This is a genomic window from Streptosporangium amethystogenes subsp. fukuiense (genome assembly GCF_042665875.1).
Taxonomy (GTDB): Bacteria; Actinomycetota; Actinomycetes; order Streptosporangiales; family Streptosporangiaceae; genus Streptosporangium; species Streptosporangium fukuiense.
In genome coordinates, this window is record NZ_JBHTEE010000002.1 from 1 (window position 1) to 17551 (window position 17551).

The following is a 17551-nucleotide window of genomic DNA, read 5'->3' on the forward strand; positions in this document are numbered from 1 at the left end:
CCGGCAGGGAGTAAAAATAGCCTCCGGCTATTCTTTAAATGGCCGCTGGCCATTGTTTGAATGGGAAAAGAATTGCCCTCCGGGCAATTTCCGGGCGCCCTCACCGCAATTCTCTGCGGCCTATTAATTTCAAGCAAAATACAAAAAGAATTGCCCTGCGGCTGAAATGATAATCAACCGCAGGGCAATTCTTGGCCTTTTTCGAGAATGCGCTATTCGTCGTCCCCGAACATCGTTACATAATCGCCCCGATAATACGGGTCGGCCGCAATCTCTTTCCTTTTGCTCTCTTCCACTGAATCCGGAGTTGCGGTATCACATTTCCCTTCGTGGCCATGCCCTAGGGCACAGAAAGGCTTTCTGTCCCAAGTCTTGAAACAGGTGAGCTTTTCCATTGTCACCCCTTTGTTAATCGTGGTCGTATTCGTAATGGTCTTTTAGCGGGTCATGGTTCTTTGGCGCCCGGAACCAAGTGTGACACTTTCGGCACTGCTCTGATGTGCAATCGGGGCAGTGCGCTTTAGCGCACTCTTCGGGCGTCCTGCTGAAACACAGAACCTCATGGGCGTCTTCGGTCATGGTCTCTGTTCCTTCCTGGTTGCCGTCCTGCGGTTCCGCCGGCCCCGTGCGGCCTTGAGTGCTACGCAGACCGGCCCCCTTCCCTGTGAGGGGGAAGGGGGCCGGTCGTCCTGCGGGTCAGTCTCCGTGCGTCTGGTGGGCCGTGGGGTGCGGCCGGCGGTGGCGGCCGGTCGCTCTCATGACCTCTTGCCCCTCTTGCCGCCGAACGTCTTGCGGATGCCGTCCGGGTTGTCTCCGTTGATGTAGGTCACGCCGTCTCCGGTGATGACCTGACTGTTGTTGTAGACGTTCCCGGTGCCCAGATGGACGGTGCCGGCGTTGCCCTCGATGACGGTTCCGATGTCTCCGTCGTAGTCGTCTCCGTCGTAGACCCGACCGTTGATGATGATCACGCCGTTTCCCCTTCCTGGTTGGTGCCGCGCGCTGCGATGTGGTCGATCCGGCCGAGGTCGGCCGGGCTTATGCGGATGATGTCCAGCTCTGCGAACCATCGGACCCACACGGGTTCGATGCCGGGGGTTTGGGCGAACTCCACATCGGTCAGCCGGCCGCAGGCGTAGAGCGTGGTCCGGATGGCCAGTCGTTGCATGTCGTCCGGTGTGAGCCATCGGACGTTGCGGGTTTCGCGGTCGGATGCGGCCAGGTCTCCGGTGACGGTGGCGCGGTAGAGCTGCCACTGGTGGCCGACGCCGCGCGGGCCGGGGGCGCGTCGGCATCGGTTGTCCCGCCATCCGCCGACCGGCAGGAGTTCCAGGGTGGCGACGGTCAGGCCCAGTTCTTCGGAGACCTCCGCGTGGGCCGCTTCGGTGTACCCGGGGTGGTCGTCGAAGACGTGACCGGCGGCCGGGGCGCATCCGGCCGGGGCGGTGTTGCGGTCGAACATCAGGTGTCGGCCGGCGGAGTCGATGACCAGGATTCCAACGCTGGCGTTGTCGCAGGTCTTCACCGGGTGCCTCCGTGGCGGGCGTGGGTCTGGGAAGGAAGGATGTCGTGGTCGATGTCGCGGTGCTCTATGTCGGTGCCGATGCCCAGGGCACGCAGTCCCGCCCCGATCTCCGTGGCCATGGCGACGGATCGGTGCCGGCCACCGACGCAGCCGACCGCGATGGTCACGAGTCGGAACCGGTCGTTGGCGACGTCGTCCAGGAGGTCACGGCCGAACCGGATGGCGTGCTTGATGACGTTGGGGACTCCGGGAGTGGCCAGCACATGCGCCCGGACCGGGGCGTCCAGGCCGGTCATGGTCCGCATGGCGGGATCAGCGTGCGGGTTGCGGAAATGCCGGCGGGCGTCGATGGTCATGTCTGCCTGCGGGGCGGGGTCGTGGCCGTAGCCGAATGAGATGACCACCGCTTGCACAAGGCCGGCGGTCAGGTCCTTCACCATGGTCTGTGGTCCCTTCGTATCTGTCAGGTGCGGGTGATCGGGGCGCGTCCGGGGTCGAGTCCTGGACGCGCCCGCTCTGTCTATTGGACGTTCGGTGTGGGGGGCCGGGGGCGTGTTTCCCGTTTCCTATTCGCGGTGGAGTGTCCAGGGCTGCGAGTCGTCCGGCATGGCCGCATCGACGTGGACGCCCACGATGGCCTCTTGGGTCTCCTGCTCTGTGGCGCCCCCGTGCTGTAGCGCGTCGGCCAGGGCGCCCGCGGCTTCCTCTGCGGAGATGCCGTACCTCTCGAAATGGTTCTTCATGACTGGCCGTCCGGCGGGATCTCGTGGCAGTTGGCCGCGTGGTGATTGCCGTCGCCGGATCTGGCGCGGGCGGTCGAAGCGCCGCAGCCCCCGCAGCGCAGGAACCCCCAGGCGCCGGAACCGTAGGTGTCGCCGGGGTTGTGCTCCCAGATCACGACCGCCCCGCCCCGGGTGCGGAACCGCCGGACCGGCCGTTCGTTGCTCTGTTCCATGCTCTCTCTTCCTTCCTGGTTCGGGGGCGCGTCCGGGGTCGAGTCCCGGACGCGCCCGCGTGGTCTATGCCGCGATGATGAACGCGCTGACCCACAGCCATCCGTAGTGCCATGCCTGGTCCAGCTGGTAGGCGCCCCCGGGGACCTTGTCCCAGTACTCCGTCTTGCCGAGCCGGACGGCCAGGGCACGCAGGGGGGCGCGCCGGTCGGCCCACGCGTGCGTCGCGCCATTGACCGCCAGGCCGACGTAGACCCACGCGGCCGAGTAGCCGAGATCGAACCGCCATTCGACCAAGAGCAGCGCGACCGACAGGGTCACGGTGTAGGTGCCGACGTGCGCGAGGTTGGCACGCCATCCGGCACGGCCGGGGGCGGCCTTGCCGCACGCCTGCGTGTGGCTCTGAATCCAGTGGTCGGCGACCTGGTGGGCCGCGTAGAGCGTGACCAGGGCGACGGCGAACCGCAGGGCTTCCAGGTGCATCATGGTGGGTGATCCCTTCGTATCTGTCAGGTGCGGGTGATCGGGGCGCGTCCGGGGTCGAGTCCTGGACGCGCCCGTCTTGCTTTGAGCCGGCTACGCGGACGGGGCGGGCGGGGTGGGGAGCGACAGACAGTGGTTGTCGTGGTAGCCGTCACTGCGCTCGCAATCGGGGCAGCGACGGCGGCCGGTCGCACCCCTTCCGGGCAGCACGTCGGCGCGGATCTGGATGGGGGTGCCGGGCTGGCGGAAGTCCGTGCCGCGCGCCCACCGCTCCCATGTGGTCGGCGGGTGCGGAAGCCGGTCGCGGATGCCCTGCGCGGTAGAACGTGCGCTCACGTCCAGTGCGGCGGCGAGATCGGCATGGGAGCCGCCGGCCGCGTAGTGGGAGCGGATCAGGGCGTCTCGCAGTCCGGCCAGACGGGGCGCGAGTCGGTGTTCCAGAGCGCTCAGAGCGGTTCCGATCTCCCGGACGGTTTCGCGGCCGGGGGTGTCCCAGCGTCCGGATCGCAGTCCGTCCAGCGCCCATAGGAGGGTGTCGAACCAGTCGGACATGACGGCCGCATCCGCGCCGATGTGGTTGCCGGGGAAGGTGATCACGACGGCCGTTGATCCGTCTTCCCTCTCGATGAACTCAAGATCGTGCCGTGCCATTCGCGCCCCTTGTCTGTACGTCGTTTCGTACATCAAAGCTTGTACGTATCGACGTACAGCGTCAAGCGGTTTGGGCAGACCGACCGGTTACATCCGCCTACCCCTGACAGCTCCCGCGCCCCGCCCGTCCGGCCGGACCGCCCCCGGGCCGGCGGGGCGCGATCGTGGACGGCCCCTTGTCTGGCCGGAGCGCTCCCCGGACAGGAGAGCCGACCGGATGGCCCCAGACGGCCGCCTAGGGCCGGACAGGCGCCCGTGCGGGCCGGACAGGGCATCCGGACGGACGCGCCTTGACGGGACGACAGACGCGACCAGACAGCCATACAGACACGTCATGAAATGGCGGGATACGGGAAAATAGGACCGGTGTATTCATTCGCGCAAAACGCAAATAGGCGCCACGCCCGGAAAAGCATTCCAGACATGACGCCTATTTCAAATGCGGCGACCAGACCTAATAGTGGACTGGGCAATTCCGTGAGAGCGGATCACCGCACTCGCATTCGCTTTCCGGAATACCGCTAACGGAAATGCAATTCGCGTGACCCGTCAACGGATCTGCCCCCTTTTTTGCGCGAATCCATTGGCGACAGTTCGGACAATGGTCCGTTTCACAGTCGCCGCAATTAACGATATTGCATTCTTCGGCATTCCGACCGGAACACAGATCGCCAGTTTCATCCATTCGCCTCATACTCCATTCTCCATAATGGCCCATGAACGCACGTGGGGCCGTGCCCGACTTTCAGGCACGGCCCCACATGCGACGTTCACCCGGTAGCGCTAGGGCGATTCCGCGCCCATTTGATGAGTTCGGACGGAATATACAGCTTTTCCTGTCCTTTCTCTGCGACCGGGAGAGGGAACTCCGGGTCACGGCCGCGCGCCGCCCGCAGGATTTGAAGCGTCTTTTCCGGAGTATCGGAAAGGGAAATCAAACCGCCCCGCGCGGCCTTTCCCAAACCGATAGGCGCATTCGGGTCAACCGGGATCGGGTCTTTCTTCTCTCCCTGAACAATGGTCAACTCCGGCCGGGCCGTGGGGCTGACCTGGCGCCGCGTGCTTGGGACGGTGTCACCCTCGTTCCCCTGGTTGATGATCTCGTGAGACGGTGTGACGAGCTTGGGACGGTGGGAGAGAACGAAATTCTTCGCATCCTCCTCACTGCCGAAGATGACCTGTGTCTCATACGCCTGACCGGCCTGAACCAGCTGCACGCGGCCGGGGTGCCGACTGGCGCGCGGCGCGGGCCAGACCTCCGGTACCAGCATTTTCCAGGCATTCATGGAGTAGCGGGCGAGAACGCGGGTTGAGAAACACTCCCGCATTTCGGGGCCGCCCATCGCGCGGGCCGACATGAGCTGACCGATCGCCAGCACGTGAGTACGCGCCTGGCGCCCCATGAAAAGGATGTCGCCCAATGCCTCGATGGCGGGTGACTTTTTCGGATCTTCCTTGTCGCGGATGGATGCCCAGTAACTGACCAGCTTGCTTGTGGTCGCGTTCATCTCTTCCATGATGAGCAGTACCCGGGGCAAGGCCGCGACCTCATCGTCACGATCCTCATCGATCATCTGGAATCGCCGGTCGCCCTCATCGGCGACCATGATAAGAGCGTCGTGGATTTCCTCCGGAGACCGGGCGTAGGTGACCCCGGGCAGGCCGCGCGCCCATCGGTGAGAAACGCGCTTGATATCGCAGATCACCACGCGTCCGCCCCGGGCGAGAATCTGCGCAGCCATCGCGCGGGCGAACACTGACTTTCCGCCGCCGGTCGAAATTGACAGCAGAATATGGGGGCTGTCGGAGTCGAGATCGACCGCGATATGGGCGCCCCGCTGGCCGACGCCGATCAGGGGGGCCGACTCCTTCGCGGCCAGCATGAGCGGGATCGCGTCCCGCCACGTCAGGGCCGCCGGCGGCTTGGGAGCGTGCCGGATGACCAAGACAGGCACGGCCCCGGACAACTGCCAGGACGTATCGACGTCTTGAAGGGCAAGCTTGGTCTTGACGATGTCCAGCACGCGACTCTTCATGTCTGACGTGCCTTCGAAGCGCGCCGGGAGCTTGACGACAATCCGCATGTCGTCAGATGTCCGGAAGTCGAACGGGAGATGGATATACGAGTCCGGTCGCTCTCTGTCACCGTAGCCCAGGACAGGCCCCAGGACCGCGTGCAGCGGTCGGAGCCAATCGCGGGTGTGCTGCCATGTCCGGACAGCCTCTGTCGCCTTGAGACTCGCGTACGACAGACCGGCCAGGGTCAGGGCGCCGTCCAGCGCGAGAGTGACCTGTGGGGCCATCACCAGACCGACCGGTTGCACGGCGGTCGGGACGGCCGTCCCGACACGCACGGCCGCCCGCTTCCAGCCCGGCAGGGACATCCACCACGTGGGTTCGTCCCGGTAGCCGTGCGGGCCGGTCGCCCGCGTACCCGGCGCCATGAACGTCGCGTTGGACCGGGGGCGGCCGTCCATCGGCCGACCGGAGACGAACCGGCCAAGCAGCCGGGGAAACGTGTTCTTCGCCTGGCCGAGTCCCGCCAGTGCACCCGCGATGTCGCCGCTCATCTCGCCGCCTCCTGTCGCACTCGCACCGACCGCCAGACCAGACCATCGGCCGTCCGGCTTACCTCGCTCCACTCCTGCACGGTGGTCCAGCCGGACAGAGCGGCCGGACGTGTCGCGACCACCGCCGGCCCCTGCAACATCCGCACCGCGAACCCGGCCAGCGCCAGGGTCAGCAGGGTCAGCACGACCAGGGCCAGGCCGACCAGAACGGAGGTCAGCATCACCAGGGACTCGCCCATCACCGCGCACCCCCCGTCAGGATCAGCTGAGTCTCGACCGCCTGACCATCGGCCACGACCCGGGCCGCTCCCGGCCGCATCGACGGCCGGACGTACGGCAGGCCATCGGCCAAGCGCGCCCAGGTACGCGCGGAGTATCCGCCCAACACCCGAACCCCGAACATCTCCCGCAGGTCCGGCGACAGGCCCGCCAGCAGACCGGCCGCCACGACGTGAATCCCCTCCGACCGGCCCGCGACCAGCAGCGCGCCGAACGCCTCCCGGAACGACGTCCAGGAGTACCAGGGCTCCGGCCGGGACTCGGTGAAGTCACGCATCCGGGACAGGACCGAATCGGCCGCGTCCACCAGGAGCACACGGCGGATGTCATCCCCCGGGCACTGCTGGAGCGTGTTCGCCAGCTCCATCACGGCGTCGTAGATCTCCGGCAGGGTGACCGCGTGCGTCACGCCCACCTGTCCGCGCGCCCACCTGTGCCCGATCCGCTTGATGTCGCACACGACCAGCGCAGCCCCGGCCACGTGCAGCTGCGGGGCCAACGCCCGCAGGGCCGACGTAGCGCCCCCTCCGGCGGCCAGACCGATCAACGCGTGAGCGTGCCGGTTCAGGTCCACCACGACCGGGCGGCCGTCCACGGCCGTCCCGATCACCGGGGCATAGCGGGCCGCACCCTCGACCAGGGCGACGACATCGGCGGGGTACGTGATCCCAAACGCGTTCATCGGGTGACCTCCGGTCGGGCCGGGCGAACGATGGAAGCAGGGCCGGCCGGGACTCCGGGGTACAGCGCGGGGCCGGCGGGAACCTCTCGGATGATCTCCCGGACCACGACCGCCCCGGACAGGGACGGGTACGGCGCGGGGGCGGGCGGGACCGGCGCCGGGTGCGCCTGGCGGACCATGTTGCCGCGCGCCAGGTGGACGCCGATGACGATGCCGATCACGACACCGACCGTCAGGCCGAGACCCGCCGAGATGGCGCTCCATACCAGATCAGTGGTGGTGATCGTGTGTGATGAGATGTTCATTGCTGGGGCCTCCTAGTGGCCTCGGAAGTCCCGGGGGTCGGAGTGGAAGTCCGCCCCCGGGGCGCTTGTTGAGTTGTGTGGTACCCGTTACGACGGACCAACGGCCCGCAGAGTTGCAGCCCGCCCCTTGTCCTGTGCGTCCTTGCGCACCGCGTACGCGTCGGCCCGACTCACCGTGACGCCCCGCACCCGCAGCCATTCGACGACCGCAGGAACGTCCCACGCGCCGGTCACAGAGAACGCGTGCCGGATCATGTCCCGCTTCGACGGCAGCGTGGACAAGACCTCACGGTCAGCCGCGTACGGGTCCTCCGGGGCGTCCTGCGGGTCAGCCTCCGGCACGGCCGGAGCAGCCGGGAGAGCCGGAAGCCGGGGCGCCTGCACTGCGGTCAATGGGGTGCGCGGCCGGTCTCCGACCGCCGTATCCATCGCGGCCTGCGTGACGGTCCGGCCGCGCGCCTGCAACCAGATGCGGGCCGAGTACTCGTCATAGGCGCCCAGGGCCGACCAGGCATAGCGGATCGCGTCCACATCGTCCATGCCGGACAGCGCGCGACGCTCCCGGACATGCGCGATGGCATCCTCTGGCTTGGCCAAGTTCTCGCGGCGCGCGGTCGCCCACGCGGCCAACGTCTCGCGGAACGCGACACCGGGAAGCCAGCGCCCACCGAACCGGGGGCGGGCCGACATCTGCGTGCCCTCCTCCTGGCGAGTCCAGCGCCGCAGCTTGGCCAGCGTTGCCTCTAGCAGCACCGGCCCGGCGATGGACATCGAAGCGAAGAACTGACCGGCCAGAGTCGTGTCCGCAGTAGACCAGTTGATGTAGGCCGACCCTGCGGCGAACACCCACGTGAGCAGTCCGAAGACACCGGCCCCCTCACCCCGGATGCTGCTGTAGATGGTCATGGCGATACACACAACCGCCGCCAGGTCCAGCGCCACGAACGCCGCGACGGCCATGGGCGGTGCCAGCGCCAGACCCTCCGGGGCCGGAGCCTTGGCCCACGTGAAGATGTGGCCCGACGACAGGGCGATCGGGGCGAGTACGACCACGCCCAACGTGACCGCGATCGTAGTGATCAGAACGCGGCGAACCCGACCCTGGCGGGACACGCCGGCCGATTCCTCTTGATCATGGTTGAGGGTCATCTCTGATCTCCCGGGGGGGTCGTAAGCAGGGCGGCAACCTCATCAAGGTGCCGCAGGCCGACGCGCACGATCGCGTCATGAATGACCGTCTTCGTCAGCTCCATACGGGTTGCCATGATCACGTCGATCCGCTTTTCGTCTACCTCCTGCACGACGGCGGGAGAGACAAGCAGGCGGCCAACCGGGGGCCTCTGGGCCATGGAGCGACTCCTAATGGGCGGGGCATGCGACTTCGTCTGTGTTGTCATGCCGACCAGCATTGCACGTGATTGGTAGTGTTGCCAACACCTGAAACAAATGCAATGCTGGACGACATCACCACCCTATGTCTGGTGATCACGGGTGCCAACGGTTGGCACCCGTAGACAACGAAAAGCCCCGCCGGGGGTCCTGGCAGATCAACCGGCGGGGCGACCTCACGAGAGGTAGTTCCATCATGCCAAAGATCGTCCCGATTGACCCGGGAGAGACCAGCTTCGACCAGCTGGCCACCGACACCCGGCGGGCCGCGCTGCGGGCGATGACCTACGCCCCCGGGCAGGAGTCGCAGGCCATGCGCGACACCTACGACCGCCAGGCCGGAGGGTCCAAGTGACGACCCCCGCCGAGTATGAGGAGTTCATCGAGCAGCTGCTTGGCGAGTTGGCCGAACTCACCGCGATGACCAACGCGACCACGCCCGACGCCTACCACCACAGGGGGGCGTGATGGGTCGGGGCAAGGACGCTGCGAGCGTCGCGCTGTCCTTCACGACCGGCGCCGCGAAGTGCGCGGCGCTGGCGCTGATCCTGATCAGCGCGACGCCCCGTGAGGTTGCCGACCACAAGGCCACCTGTCAGCAGTGTCAGGTGGTGCTGCGGTGACGGTCTACGTGGACGACTGGCGCCAGCCGGCGCGCGTCGGCAGGCTGTCCGGCCGCTGGTCACACATGGTCGGCGACGACCTAGACGAACTACACGCGTTCGCCCTGCGGTTGGGCTTGCGCCGGTCGTGGTTCCAACCGCAGGGCGGTTGGTACCCGCACTACGACGTGACCGAGAGCAAGCGCGTGCAGGCCGTCCGGCAGGGCGCCATAGCGGTGTCCTGGCGGCACCTGCCGCGCCTGCACCGAGAGGGTCTGATCCTTTGACCCGCACCACGCGATACAGCCCCGACCGGGAGACCGGCCGGGGCTGTCCCCGTTGAGAGGAGAGAGCAGCATGGGGCGGATTCTGGGGCGGTTCTACGACCCGACCGGCGCGCGGTACACCGTGCCGACCTGGCCATGGGGCATGAGCCCCGCCCACCTAATGACGCGTCGCCAGCTGGCCAACCAGGGTCTACGGCCGGGACGTCAGGGCGTGCAGGGACAGGTCATGTGGCGCTCTCGGCGGGCCGGGAGTCGCGACGGGGTGCGGGTGGCCTACCTGTACGACGTCGGCCAGGCACTGCCCAAGCGGCAGCCGACCGCCCGCCAGCTGGCCGCGCTGGCACTCGCGATGGCCGCGCGGCGAACGTGCCCGGAATGCGGGACCGATCGGGGCTATGTGATCCCGACCAGTCTCGGCATGTGCGTGTCGTGTGAGCTGGGGGAATCGGGGGTCGCGGCATGAGTCGGGAGCCGATGATCATAGATGCGTTCTGTGGGGCCGGCGGGGCCGCGATGGGCTACCACCGGGCCGGGTGGCGCGTGGTCGGGGTAGACCTCGCGCCGCAACCTGACTACCCCTTCGACTTCCACCAGGGCGACGCGGTCGCGTTCATCAGGGAAAACGGGTACCGCTTCGACGCGATCCACGCGAGTCCTCCGTGTCAGAGACATTGCGCGCTGACCGCAGGCACCAACCAGGACCGGGCCGACCGGTACCCGGACCTGATCGCACCGACGCGCGACGCCATCGAGCAGACCGGCCGGCCCTACGTCATGGAACAGCCGCAGGGCCGGGCACCGATCCGCCGGGACATCACCCTGTGCGGAGAGATGTACAAGATCGGGGTTCTTCGGCACCGACATTTCGAGCTGGGAGGTTGGGCGACCACGCGGCCGGTCCACCGCCCGCACCGGGGACGCGTCCGGGGATGGCGGCACGGCCAGTACCACGACGGCCCATATCTGGCGGTCTACGGAGAGGGGGGCGGCAAGGGCAGCGTTGCCGAATGGCAGGAAGCCATGGGCATCGACTGGACCGCAGATCGTAAGGCCATCGCCGAAGCGATCCCGCCGGCCTACACGCAATGGATCGGGGAGCGCTTCATACGCGCGGTAAGGGGTCACGGTGCCGACACGCTGTTCTAGCCCCGCACGCCCCATCGAACACGGGCGTAGGGTGGCTGACCAAAAGCAAAAGGCCCCGCCGGTTCCGGAGCTGCTAACTCCGGGGCGGGGCCTCTCAAACAAATCGCTAGGGAGAGTCTACGTGACGTCGCCCCAACTTTGGCCATCGGCCATGCCATCCGTGTCCCTGCGGGGGGGCCGATGACGACGCCCCGTTCCCGACTGACGGCCGTACCGTCGCCCGCAGCGAACGGCACTGCGAAGAAAGTCACCGCTCAACCGAGAACCATCACTCACCGCCTGGCGGAGAAGTTCACCGCCGATGACTCCGGCCACTACCGGGTCAGCCGTGAAGGTGAGGACACGATCCGAACTGAGATCGTGAACGCCCGCGTATCCATCACGGCCGCCTACGCCGACGACACCGGAGAGCCCTACCCGCTGACCGACACCGAGGTCAGCGACCGCACACAGAGCATCGTCACTCACTACGACCTGCGGGTCAGCCGGACCGGGGCGCCCCCCGTGACCCTGCCGGACGTGCCCGCCGAAGACTTCGGCAAGGTCACATGGGTAGATCGGGCAGAGCTGTCCGGCCTGCCGGTGCTGACCGCCAGCGGGCAGACCGCGCGGGGCGAGATCGTGACCGCGATCAAGTCGGCCACGCCCTACCCGATCGTTCCCGCGTACGGCCGTCTCGGCTGGCATCACCGGGGCGGACGGTGGATCTACGTGCACGGCGGGGGCGCCTGGGGCGCGGGCGGGGCCGTGCCCGACGTCCGCGTGCACGGTGACGGCCTGGCCGTCTACACCATGGCGCCGCCCCCGGCGACGGCCGACGACGGCCGCCGGGCGTTCGACGCCCTGTGGGGTCTGTTCGACATGGGGCCGGACCGTGCGGCGGCCGTAGAGATCGGGGCCGCCTACCGAGCCAGCATGGGCCGGCCGGTCGGATCGATCACCTACCTCGCACTTAACCAGAGCGGCAAGAGCGGCCGGACCGCGTTCATCACACAGTGTTGGGCGCCCGGGGTTCGCTGGCGCCGGTTGCCGTTCAACGCGGGGCGCGCGTTCGCGACCGGCACCTACATTGAGCTTGTCCATCACGCCTACGGCGACATGATCGTGCCGTGGGACGACATGGCGCCCGTTGGCAGTCCCCAGGAGCGGGCCGCCTACTTCGACCACTTCGCCCGCAGCTTGTTCAACGGGGCAAGCAAGGGGCGGGCCGACCGGCACGTCAAGGCCAGGGCGCGCATGCGACCCCGGGCGTTCGGTGTGCTCACGGCCGAAGACATCAGCGCGGTTGAGTCGGGCCAGAACCGTACCCACGTGATCCACCTGGAACGCTCGGAGTTCGACGCCGCAGCGTTCGGCCGGGCCGACGACGGCACCGGGCCGGCCGACCGGTCAGCGCTGATGAGCGCGTTCGTGGTGTGGTGGGCGGGCCGGATGCCCGCACACGCCGACGTCGCCCGCAGCGAACGGCACTACAGCGCAAAGCTGGCCGAAGCGACCGGGGCGCCCACGCGCTACGTCGAATCGGTCGCGGACAAGGCGGCCGGTCTGCGGGCCGGTCTCGATCACGCTCTCGCCCGGGAATGGGTCGAGCCGGAGCGGGCCGACGCGTTGTGGGCGCGGGCATGGGCGGGGCTCATCGAGTCGCTGCACGCTCAGGTCGATGCGATCGACGGACAGGCCATGCATGAGCGAATCGTGAACGCGATCCTTGACGGCCTGGCATCTCGGGAGGCTCACGTACTGGGCATGGATGGCGACGTGCCGAAGGCCGACGCGGTCGCGCTGGGATGGGACGCGGCCGGCCGCGCGATGGGCCGGATGATCGGGTGGACCGACTGTGAGCGGCTATTCCTCCTTCCCAGTGCGGCCGGGGCGTTCGTGACGGCCTACACCGGGCGTCTGGGCTCCCCGATCGACATCACGCCCCGCGCCATGGGTGAGGCGATGCGGGTGGCCGACGTCATCCCCGGATCGGTCAGCCGGGGGGCGGGCGGCCGGCCCGTTCATCGACACACCATCGCCAAGAAAATCCCTGCACTGGGGCGCAAGCGCGATGTGTGGGCGCTGCGCTGGACGGCCCCGGATGCGGGGCCGGAGGAAATCGACCACCATGAAGCCGCGGGGCCGCCCGACCGGCCGCCCGCGCCATGCGTGACCTGCGGTGAGCCCTGCACGCTCATCGAGAACGGGCGTGCCCTGCACGCGGGATGCGACGCCCCCGACGCGCCCCCCGCCCCGCCCGCGCCGATGCCCGTGGCCGAAGAGCTGGACCTGCGGGCGACGCCCGGGGCACACACAGAGCCTGTGCTGGCCGTAGCCGCCGACGCTGACGGCCTGTACCTGTCCAGCGGGGCCGCACTGCCCGCCGGCGCCGCGCTGGACGACATGGCGGCATTCCTGGCGGGCGTGGTCGAGCTGATGCCGGACGGCGGGAGCGTCGCGATCACGGGCGACGTCGCCGCGCGGCTCGGCTACCCCGACGCGCCCCCCGCAGCCGAGACGTTCGCCGAGACCGACAAGCGGCGAAAGAGTCGAAAGGCTCCCGCGCCGGCTCCGGAGCCGCGCGCCGTGATCGACGCGCGGGCCGCCGGATGGCTCCCGGCTGACTCCGGTGTGCAGGCGTGGACCACATGGCGCCACCCGGCCAGCGGAACCCGCGTGCATGTCCTGGTCATCCCCTGGTCAGGGACCGGCGGGATCTCGCACGTCCTCATCGCCCCGGACAGCGACGCCATGACCGCCGCCTACCTGTTGGGCACCTGGCGGGCCGCGACCGGCACACCGTACGTGATGACCGCCGGCATCAGCGGATGCAACATCCTGGCCGGGGCGAAGCACTACGGCCGCCAGCCGTTGCGCAAGTGGACCCCGCCCGACTCCTGCCCGGCCGGGGTCGAGACCGGATACCGGTCAATCCGGCCGCTCTCCCAGTGGAGCGACGAAGAACGGGCCGGAACCCATGTCATCGGCTACGACGCCCGAAAGGCGTACCTGTCCGCACTGGCCGGGGCCACGTTCGCCATGGACCGGCTAGAGCACATCGGACTCGACAGGGGGTTCGACCCCACCCGGGCCGGCTACTGGCTCATCTCCGGGAAATGGCAGCCCTACCCGCAGCTACCAGACCTGCGGGGCGAAAGCGTCCGCGTCAACGGCCGGGCCACCCCCACATGGGTGACCACGCCCACGGCCGAACTGCTACTCCAGACCGGCATGCCGCAAGAAATGATCGTGGACGCGTGGGTGTCGCCCCGCGCCCACGACCATTCCGCGCGGATCGGTCGGGCCATGGCCGAGACCCTTCGTGACGCCCTGCGGAACCTGCCCGCAGGCGACGAAGCCGACCTGTTGGGGGCCGCGCTCAAAGCCTGTTACCGGGAGACCTACGGGCAGATCCAGCGCAGCACCGGCAGCCTGTACCGGCCCGACTGGGCCGACACGATCGGCGGCCACTGCCGGGCCAAGGTCACCCGGGACGTGATCAAAGTCGGGCGTGCCACTGGCCGTTGGCCGGTCGCGCTAGACATCGATTGCGCCTACTACGTGACCACGACGGCCGACCCCGCAGCGGGTAACCCTGGGCTCCCGCTGTACGACCCCGCCAAGCCAACCAAGGAACTGGGCACCTACGCCCCCCACTCCGTAAAGACCATGGCCGAATACCTGCGAAAGGGTGAATGACCGTGCCGAACTTCAAAGGTCTTACCGACGCGGTCTATCGGGCAGTCACCGGCCGGTCGCGGGCATCCGAAGGACGGACCACGAAGGAAAAGGCCGAATGGCTGATCAAGACTCACGGGTCCGTCAAAGCCGCAGCCGGTGAGGCTCAAGTCTCATACGAGACCATGCGACGGTGGGCCAAAGGTGATCAGGAGGCGAAGAACACCGCCAGGTCGGCCAACGCCGACAAGCTCGCACGGGCAGAACGGACGGCCCGCATAACAAAGGCCGGAGCAAACAGGGTCCTCAACTCCGTAGGAAAGGACTACGGGAGCGGCGAAGGACTGCGGATCAAAGCGACCGTCACCATCTCGAATGACCGGCGGGCCGACCGCATTATCAAACCGGGCGAGAGCCTGCCCGCCGACGCCATGGAACAAGTGCTCCACACCTTCCAAGAGGAAGGGCCGGAAGCCGCAGCGCAAGAACTCCAAGACCTCCTAGACGTCTACTACTTCAAGGGCGGGAGGGCCACAATCGAGGACATCACCGACATTGCTTGGTGAATGGTAAAGGCCCCAACTCATTCCCAAAGGGTTGGGGCCTTTTCGTCGGAAGGAAAGGCACGTGGAGCCGGACGCAGGGCAGAAAATGAAGGCCGTCATAGAGGAGACGGCCGCAGAAGCAACCGCAATAGTGAGCAGCGTGCGGGCAGAGATCGCAGCGCTACCCCCGGACACACAGGAGAGTATCGGCGCTCTCCTGGCGGACATTGAAAGCACCGTTGCCGAGATCGCAGCCATGCCGGAACAGATTCCCGTGATGGAAAAGGAAACCGCGTACATCGCGAGAGTGCGGGCCGACCAGGAAGCACAAGGGCAGTACGTTCCCGCGCCAGATGATCCGGAGTATCCGGAGTGGGAGGCGGCCGTTTTCAAGGTGTGCCCATGCGCCCCCGGGGCCGTTTCCGCAGACTGCCCGATACACGACTGAGAGCCGCTGATTCGCCCCCTACGGCCCGCCCCCGACACCGGGGGCGGGCCGTAGCCCGTTGCGGGCAGGGAGCCTCACAGAGGCACACAGGCGCCCCCGGTGTCGGGGGTGAAGTGCGAACCGCACGGGGGGCGCACACCGGGCCGCGAAAGTGCGAACCTCGCAGGTCAGAGCCCTACAGAGCCGTACGCAGGCAGGGGCGCCCCCGGGCCGGCAGTGAAGTGCGAACCGCACGGGGGGCGCACACCGGGCCGCGAAAGTGCGAACCTCGCAGGTCAGAGCCCTACAGAGCCGCAGGCGCCGCAGGGCCAGGACGACGACGACACAGGCCACAGACCCCCCACGGGGGGCGGTTCGCAGGGGGGTTCGCACTTCAAAGTGCGAACCTGGGGCCAAAGTGCGAACCGACACACCCCCTCTGACCTGCGAGGTTCGCAGAGTTCGCAGAGTTCGCACTTTCTCAGACCGTCTCACCACTCCCCCGGGGGATGTTGACCCGCCAGGAGAGCCCCGCAGCGGGCCGCCGGCGGCCGGGGGAGGGGTTCCCCGACCCATGGCCGGACGGCCGCCGACTCGACCGGCCGGACGGCCGAAGCCTATGGCGAAGACGCGAACGGCGAACCCCTTACCAGATACCATTCCCTCGAAACGAACGGGAAAGGAATTCCTTTATGAATTGCAGCGCGCAATGGATTAACGGGGACTTTGATCCGGGAATTTGCAATTGCAGACTCTGCGTGAATCGAGCGCACGGACAAATAGAGGCGATGATGGAAGGGGGGGACATTTCCGAATGGGAAGCGGAAGAAATGCATTCGCAAATAGACGGGGGAATTGACGACTAAAAGAATGGCCCCGCGGGGCCATTCTTTCCCCCCGCACCCCCCTTTCTAAGAATTGCCTAGCGGCAATTCAATGAATGGCCTGCGGCCATTCTGTAATGGCCTGCGGCCATTATGGCTCCTGCCGGCGCCGCAGCAGCCGCCGCAGGTGCAGCCGCCGCGCTTCGAGGCGCCCCGCAGCGACAGCGGCCGCCCGGCGGCCTCCGGTCCCAAGCCGGGCCCGCGGCCCGCTCCGCGCCCCGGTCCGGCGGCGCGCCCCGAGGCACGTCCGGAGGGTCGTCCCTCGGGTGGCCCCGGCGGAGCGCCCTCTGTCCAGGCCCGGTGCCGGCGCGGGTGCGCCCAAGCCGGGTCCGCGTCCGGGCCCGCGTGGTCCGCGCCCCGGTAACAACCCGTTCTCGTCGAACGGGTGCTGGATGTTGCATGGTGGCTTTGTGTGATGCTGCCATGTGTGTGTTGTGTGGTGGTGGTGGTGGTGTGTTGGTGGTGGTGGTGGTGGTGGTGTGTGTGTGTTGGTGTGTGTGTGTGTGTGGTGGTGGTGTGTTGGTGTGTGTGGTGTGTGTGTGTGTGTGTTGTTGTGTGTTGTGGTGTGGTGGTGGTGGTGGTGTGTGTGTTGTGTTGGTGGTGTGTGTTGGTGGTGGTGTGTGGTGGTGTGGTGGTGTGGTGTGTGTGGTGGTGGTGTGTGTGTGTGTGGTGGTGTGGTGTGTGTGTGGTGTGTGTGTGTGGTGTGTGTGTGTGTGGTGTGGTGGTGGTGTGTGGTGTGTGGTGGTGGTGGTGGTGGTGGTGGCTGGTGGTGGTTGGTGGTGGTGGTGGTGGTGGTGGTGTGGTTGTGGTGTGGTGGTTGTGTTGTGTGTGTGGTGTGTGGTGTGTGTTGTGTGTGTTTTTTTTGTGTGTGTGTGTGTGTGTGTGTGTGGTGGTGTGTGTGGTGGTGTGGTGGTGGTGTGTGGTGTGGTGGTGGTGGTGGTGGTGTGTGGTGGTGGTGGTGGTGTGTGGTGGTGGTGTGGTGGTGGTGGTGGTGTGGTGGTGTGTGTGTGTGTGTGTGTGGTGTGTGGTGTGTGTGTGTGTGGTGTGTGTGTGTGGTGGTGGTGGTGGTGGTGTGTGGTGGTGGTGGTGGTGGTGGTGTGGTGGTGGTGGTGGTGTGGTGGTGGTGTGTGTGTGTGTGTGTGGTGTGTGTGTGTGTGGTGGTG

General features: G+C 67.2%; 21 protein-coding genes. 8 read left to right on the forward strand and 13 right to left on the reverse strand.

Going from position 1 to position 17551, the window contains the following annotated elements; all coding sequences use genetic code 11:
- Positions 1 to 755: 755 nt before the first annotated feature.
- The 13 genes from ACFQVD_RS44720 to ACFQVD_RS44780 form a co-directional block, all read right to left on the reverse strand.
- Positions 756 to 971, reverse strand: a complete 216-nt coding sequence (locus ACFQVD_RS44720; RefSeq protein WP_386369020.1) for a hypothetical protein — start codon at positions 969 to 971, stop codon at positions 756 to 758.
- Entirely contained in the window at positions 968 to 1525 is a 558-nt protein-coding gene (locus ACFQVD_RS44725) for an NUDIX domain-containing protein (RefSeq protein ID WP_386369023.1), read from the reverse strand. The genes ACFQVD_RS44720 and ACFQVD_RS44725 overlap by 4 nt, the downstream gene beginning before the upstream one ends.
- Complete coding sequence (locus ACFQVD_RS44730) at positions 1522 to 1965, reverse strand: RapZ C-terminal domain-containing protein (RefSeq protein WP_386369026.1); 444 nt, start codon at positions 1963 to 1965, stop codon at positions 1522 to 1524. The genes ACFQVD_RS44725 and ACFQVD_RS44730 overlap by 4 nt, the downstream gene beginning before the upstream one ends.
- Positions 1966 to 2091: 126 nt before the next feature.
- Positions 2092 to 2268, reverse strand: a complete 177-nt coding sequence (locus ACFQVD_RS44735; protein WP_386369028.1) for a hypothetical protein — start codon at positions 2266 to 2268, stop codon at positions 2092 to 2094.
- On the reverse strand, positions 2265 to 2480 hold the full coding sequence (locus ACFQVD_RS44740; protein WP_386369031.1) for a hypothetical protein: 216 nt from the start codon (positions 2478 to 2480) through the stop codon (positions 2265 to 2267). Before ACFQVD_RS44740 ends, ACFQVD_RS44735 begins: the two co-directional genes overlap by 4 nt.
- 64 nt (positions 2481 to 2544) lie before the next feature.
- Positions 2545 to 2964 (reverse strand): transcriptional regulator, encoded by a 420-nt coding sequence (locus ACFQVD_RS44745; RefSeq protein WP_386369033.1) that lies wholly within the window; start codon positions 2962 to 2964, stop codon positions 2545 to 2547.
- A 90-nt stretch (positions 2965 to 3054) separates the two neighbouring features.
- A complete protein-coding gene (locus ACFQVD_RS44750) occupies positions 3055 to 3612 on the reverse strand; it encodes a hypothetical protein (protein ID WP_386369036.1) in 558 nt (185 codons plus the stop codon).
- 770 nt (positions 3613 to 4382) lie between these two features.
- The gene (locus ACFQVD_RS44755) at positions 4383 to 6182 is read right to left on the reverse strand and encodes a hypothetical protein (protein WP_386369038.1); all 1800 of its coding nucleotides are present in this window, start codon (positions 6180 to 6182) and stop codon (positions 4383 to 4385) included.
- Positions 6179 to 6421: a hypothetical protein gene (locus ACFQVD_RS44760; protein ID WP_386369041.1), complete on the reverse strand. Its 243-nt coding sequence runs from the start codon at positions 6419 to 6421 to the stop codon at positions 6179 to 6181. The genes ACFQVD_RS44755 and ACFQVD_RS44760 overlap by 4 nt, the downstream gene beginning before the upstream one ends.
- Positions 6421 to 7143, reverse strand: coding sequence for a hypothetical protein (locus ACFQVD_RS44765; protein WP_386369043.1), 723 nt, complete (start codon positions 7141 to 7143; stop codon positions 6421 to 6423). The genes ACFQVD_RS44760 and ACFQVD_RS44765 overlap by 1 nt, the downstream gene beginning before the upstream one ends.
- The gene (locus tag ACFQVD_RS44770) at positions 7140 to 7448 is read right to left on the reverse strand and encodes a hypothetical protein (protein ID WP_386369046.1); all 309 of its coding nucleotides are present in this window, start codon (positions 7446 to 7448) and stop codon (positions 7140 to 7142) included. The genes ACFQVD_RS44765 and ACFQVD_RS44770 overlap by 4 nt, the downstream gene beginning before the upstream one ends.
- An 87-nt stretch (positions 7449 to 7535) precedes the next feature.
- Entirely contained in the window at positions 7536 to 8597 is a 1062-nt protein-coding gene (locus ACFQVD_RS44775; protein ID WP_386369048.1) for a DUF2637 domain-containing protein, read from the reverse strand.
- A complete protein-coding gene (locus tag ACFQVD_RS44780) occupies positions 8594 to 8797 on the reverse strand; it encodes a hypothetical protein (protein ID WP_386369050.1) in 204 nt (67 codons plus the stop codon). The genes ACFQVD_RS44775 and ACFQVD_RS44780 overlap by 4 nt, the downstream gene beginning before the upstream one ends.
- A gap of 236 nt (positions 8798 to 9033) precedes the next feature.
- Here ACFQVD_RS44780 and ACFQVD_RS44785 point away from each other — a divergent pair, with 236 nt between their 5' ends.
- From ACFQVD_RS44785 to ACFQVD_RS44820, 8 genes are all read left to right on the forward strand, one after another.
- Entirely contained in the window at positions 9034 to 9192 is a 159-nt protein-coding gene (locus ACFQVD_RS44785; protein ID WP_386369052.1) for a hypothetical protein, read from the forward strand.
- 112 nt (positions 9193 to 9304) lie between these two features.
- A complete protein-coding gene (locus ACFQVD_RS44790) occupies positions 9305 to 9460 on the forward strand; it encodes a hypothetical protein (protein ID WP_386369055.1) in 156 nt (51 codons plus the stop codon).
- Complete coding sequence (locus ACFQVD_RS44795; protein WP_386369057.1) at positions 9457 to 9726, forward strand: DUF4031 domain-containing protein; 270 nt, start codon at positions 9457 to 9459, stop codon at positions 9724 to 9726. Before ACFQVD_RS44790 ends, ACFQVD_RS44795 begins: the two co-directional genes overlap by 4 nt.
- Positions 9727 to 9796: 70 nt before the next feature.
- The gene (locus tag ACFQVD_RS44800; protein ID WP_386369060.1) at positions 9797 to 10189 is read left to right on the forward strand and encodes an RRQRL motif-containing zinc-binding protein; all 393 of its coding nucleotides are present in this window, start codon (positions 9797 to 9799) and stop codon (positions 10187 to 10189) included.
- The gene (locus ACFQVD_RS44805; protein WP_386369062.1) at positions 10186 to 10872 is read left to right on the forward strand and encodes a DNA cytosine methyltransferase; all 687 of its coding nucleotides are present in this window, start codon (positions 10186 to 10188) and stop codon (positions 10870 to 10872) included. The genes ACFQVD_RS44800 and ACFQVD_RS44805 overlap by 4 nt, the downstream gene beginning before the upstream one ends.
- A 360-nt stretch (positions 10873 to 11232) precedes the next feature.
- Positions 11233 to 14553 (forward strand): hypothetical protein, encoded by a 3321-nt coding sequence (locus ACFQVD_RS44810; protein WP_386369063.1) that lies wholly within the window; start codon positions 11233 to 11235, stop codon positions 14551 to 14553.
- 2 nt (positions 14554 to 14555) lie between these two features.
- Positions 14556 to 15098 (forward strand): hypothetical protein, encoded by a 543-nt coding sequence (locus ACFQVD_RS44815; RefSeq protein WP_386369066.1) that lies wholly within the window; start codon positions 14556 to 14558, stop codon positions 15096 to 15098.
- Positions 15099 to 15159: 61 nt separating this feature from the next.
- Complete coding sequence (locus tag ACFQVD_RS44820) at positions 15160 to 15525, forward strand: hypothetical protein (RefSeq protein WP_386369068.1); 366 nt, start codon at positions 15160 to 15162, stop codon at positions 15523 to 15525.
- The last annotated feature ends 2026 nt before the right edge of the window (positions 15526 to 17551 follow it).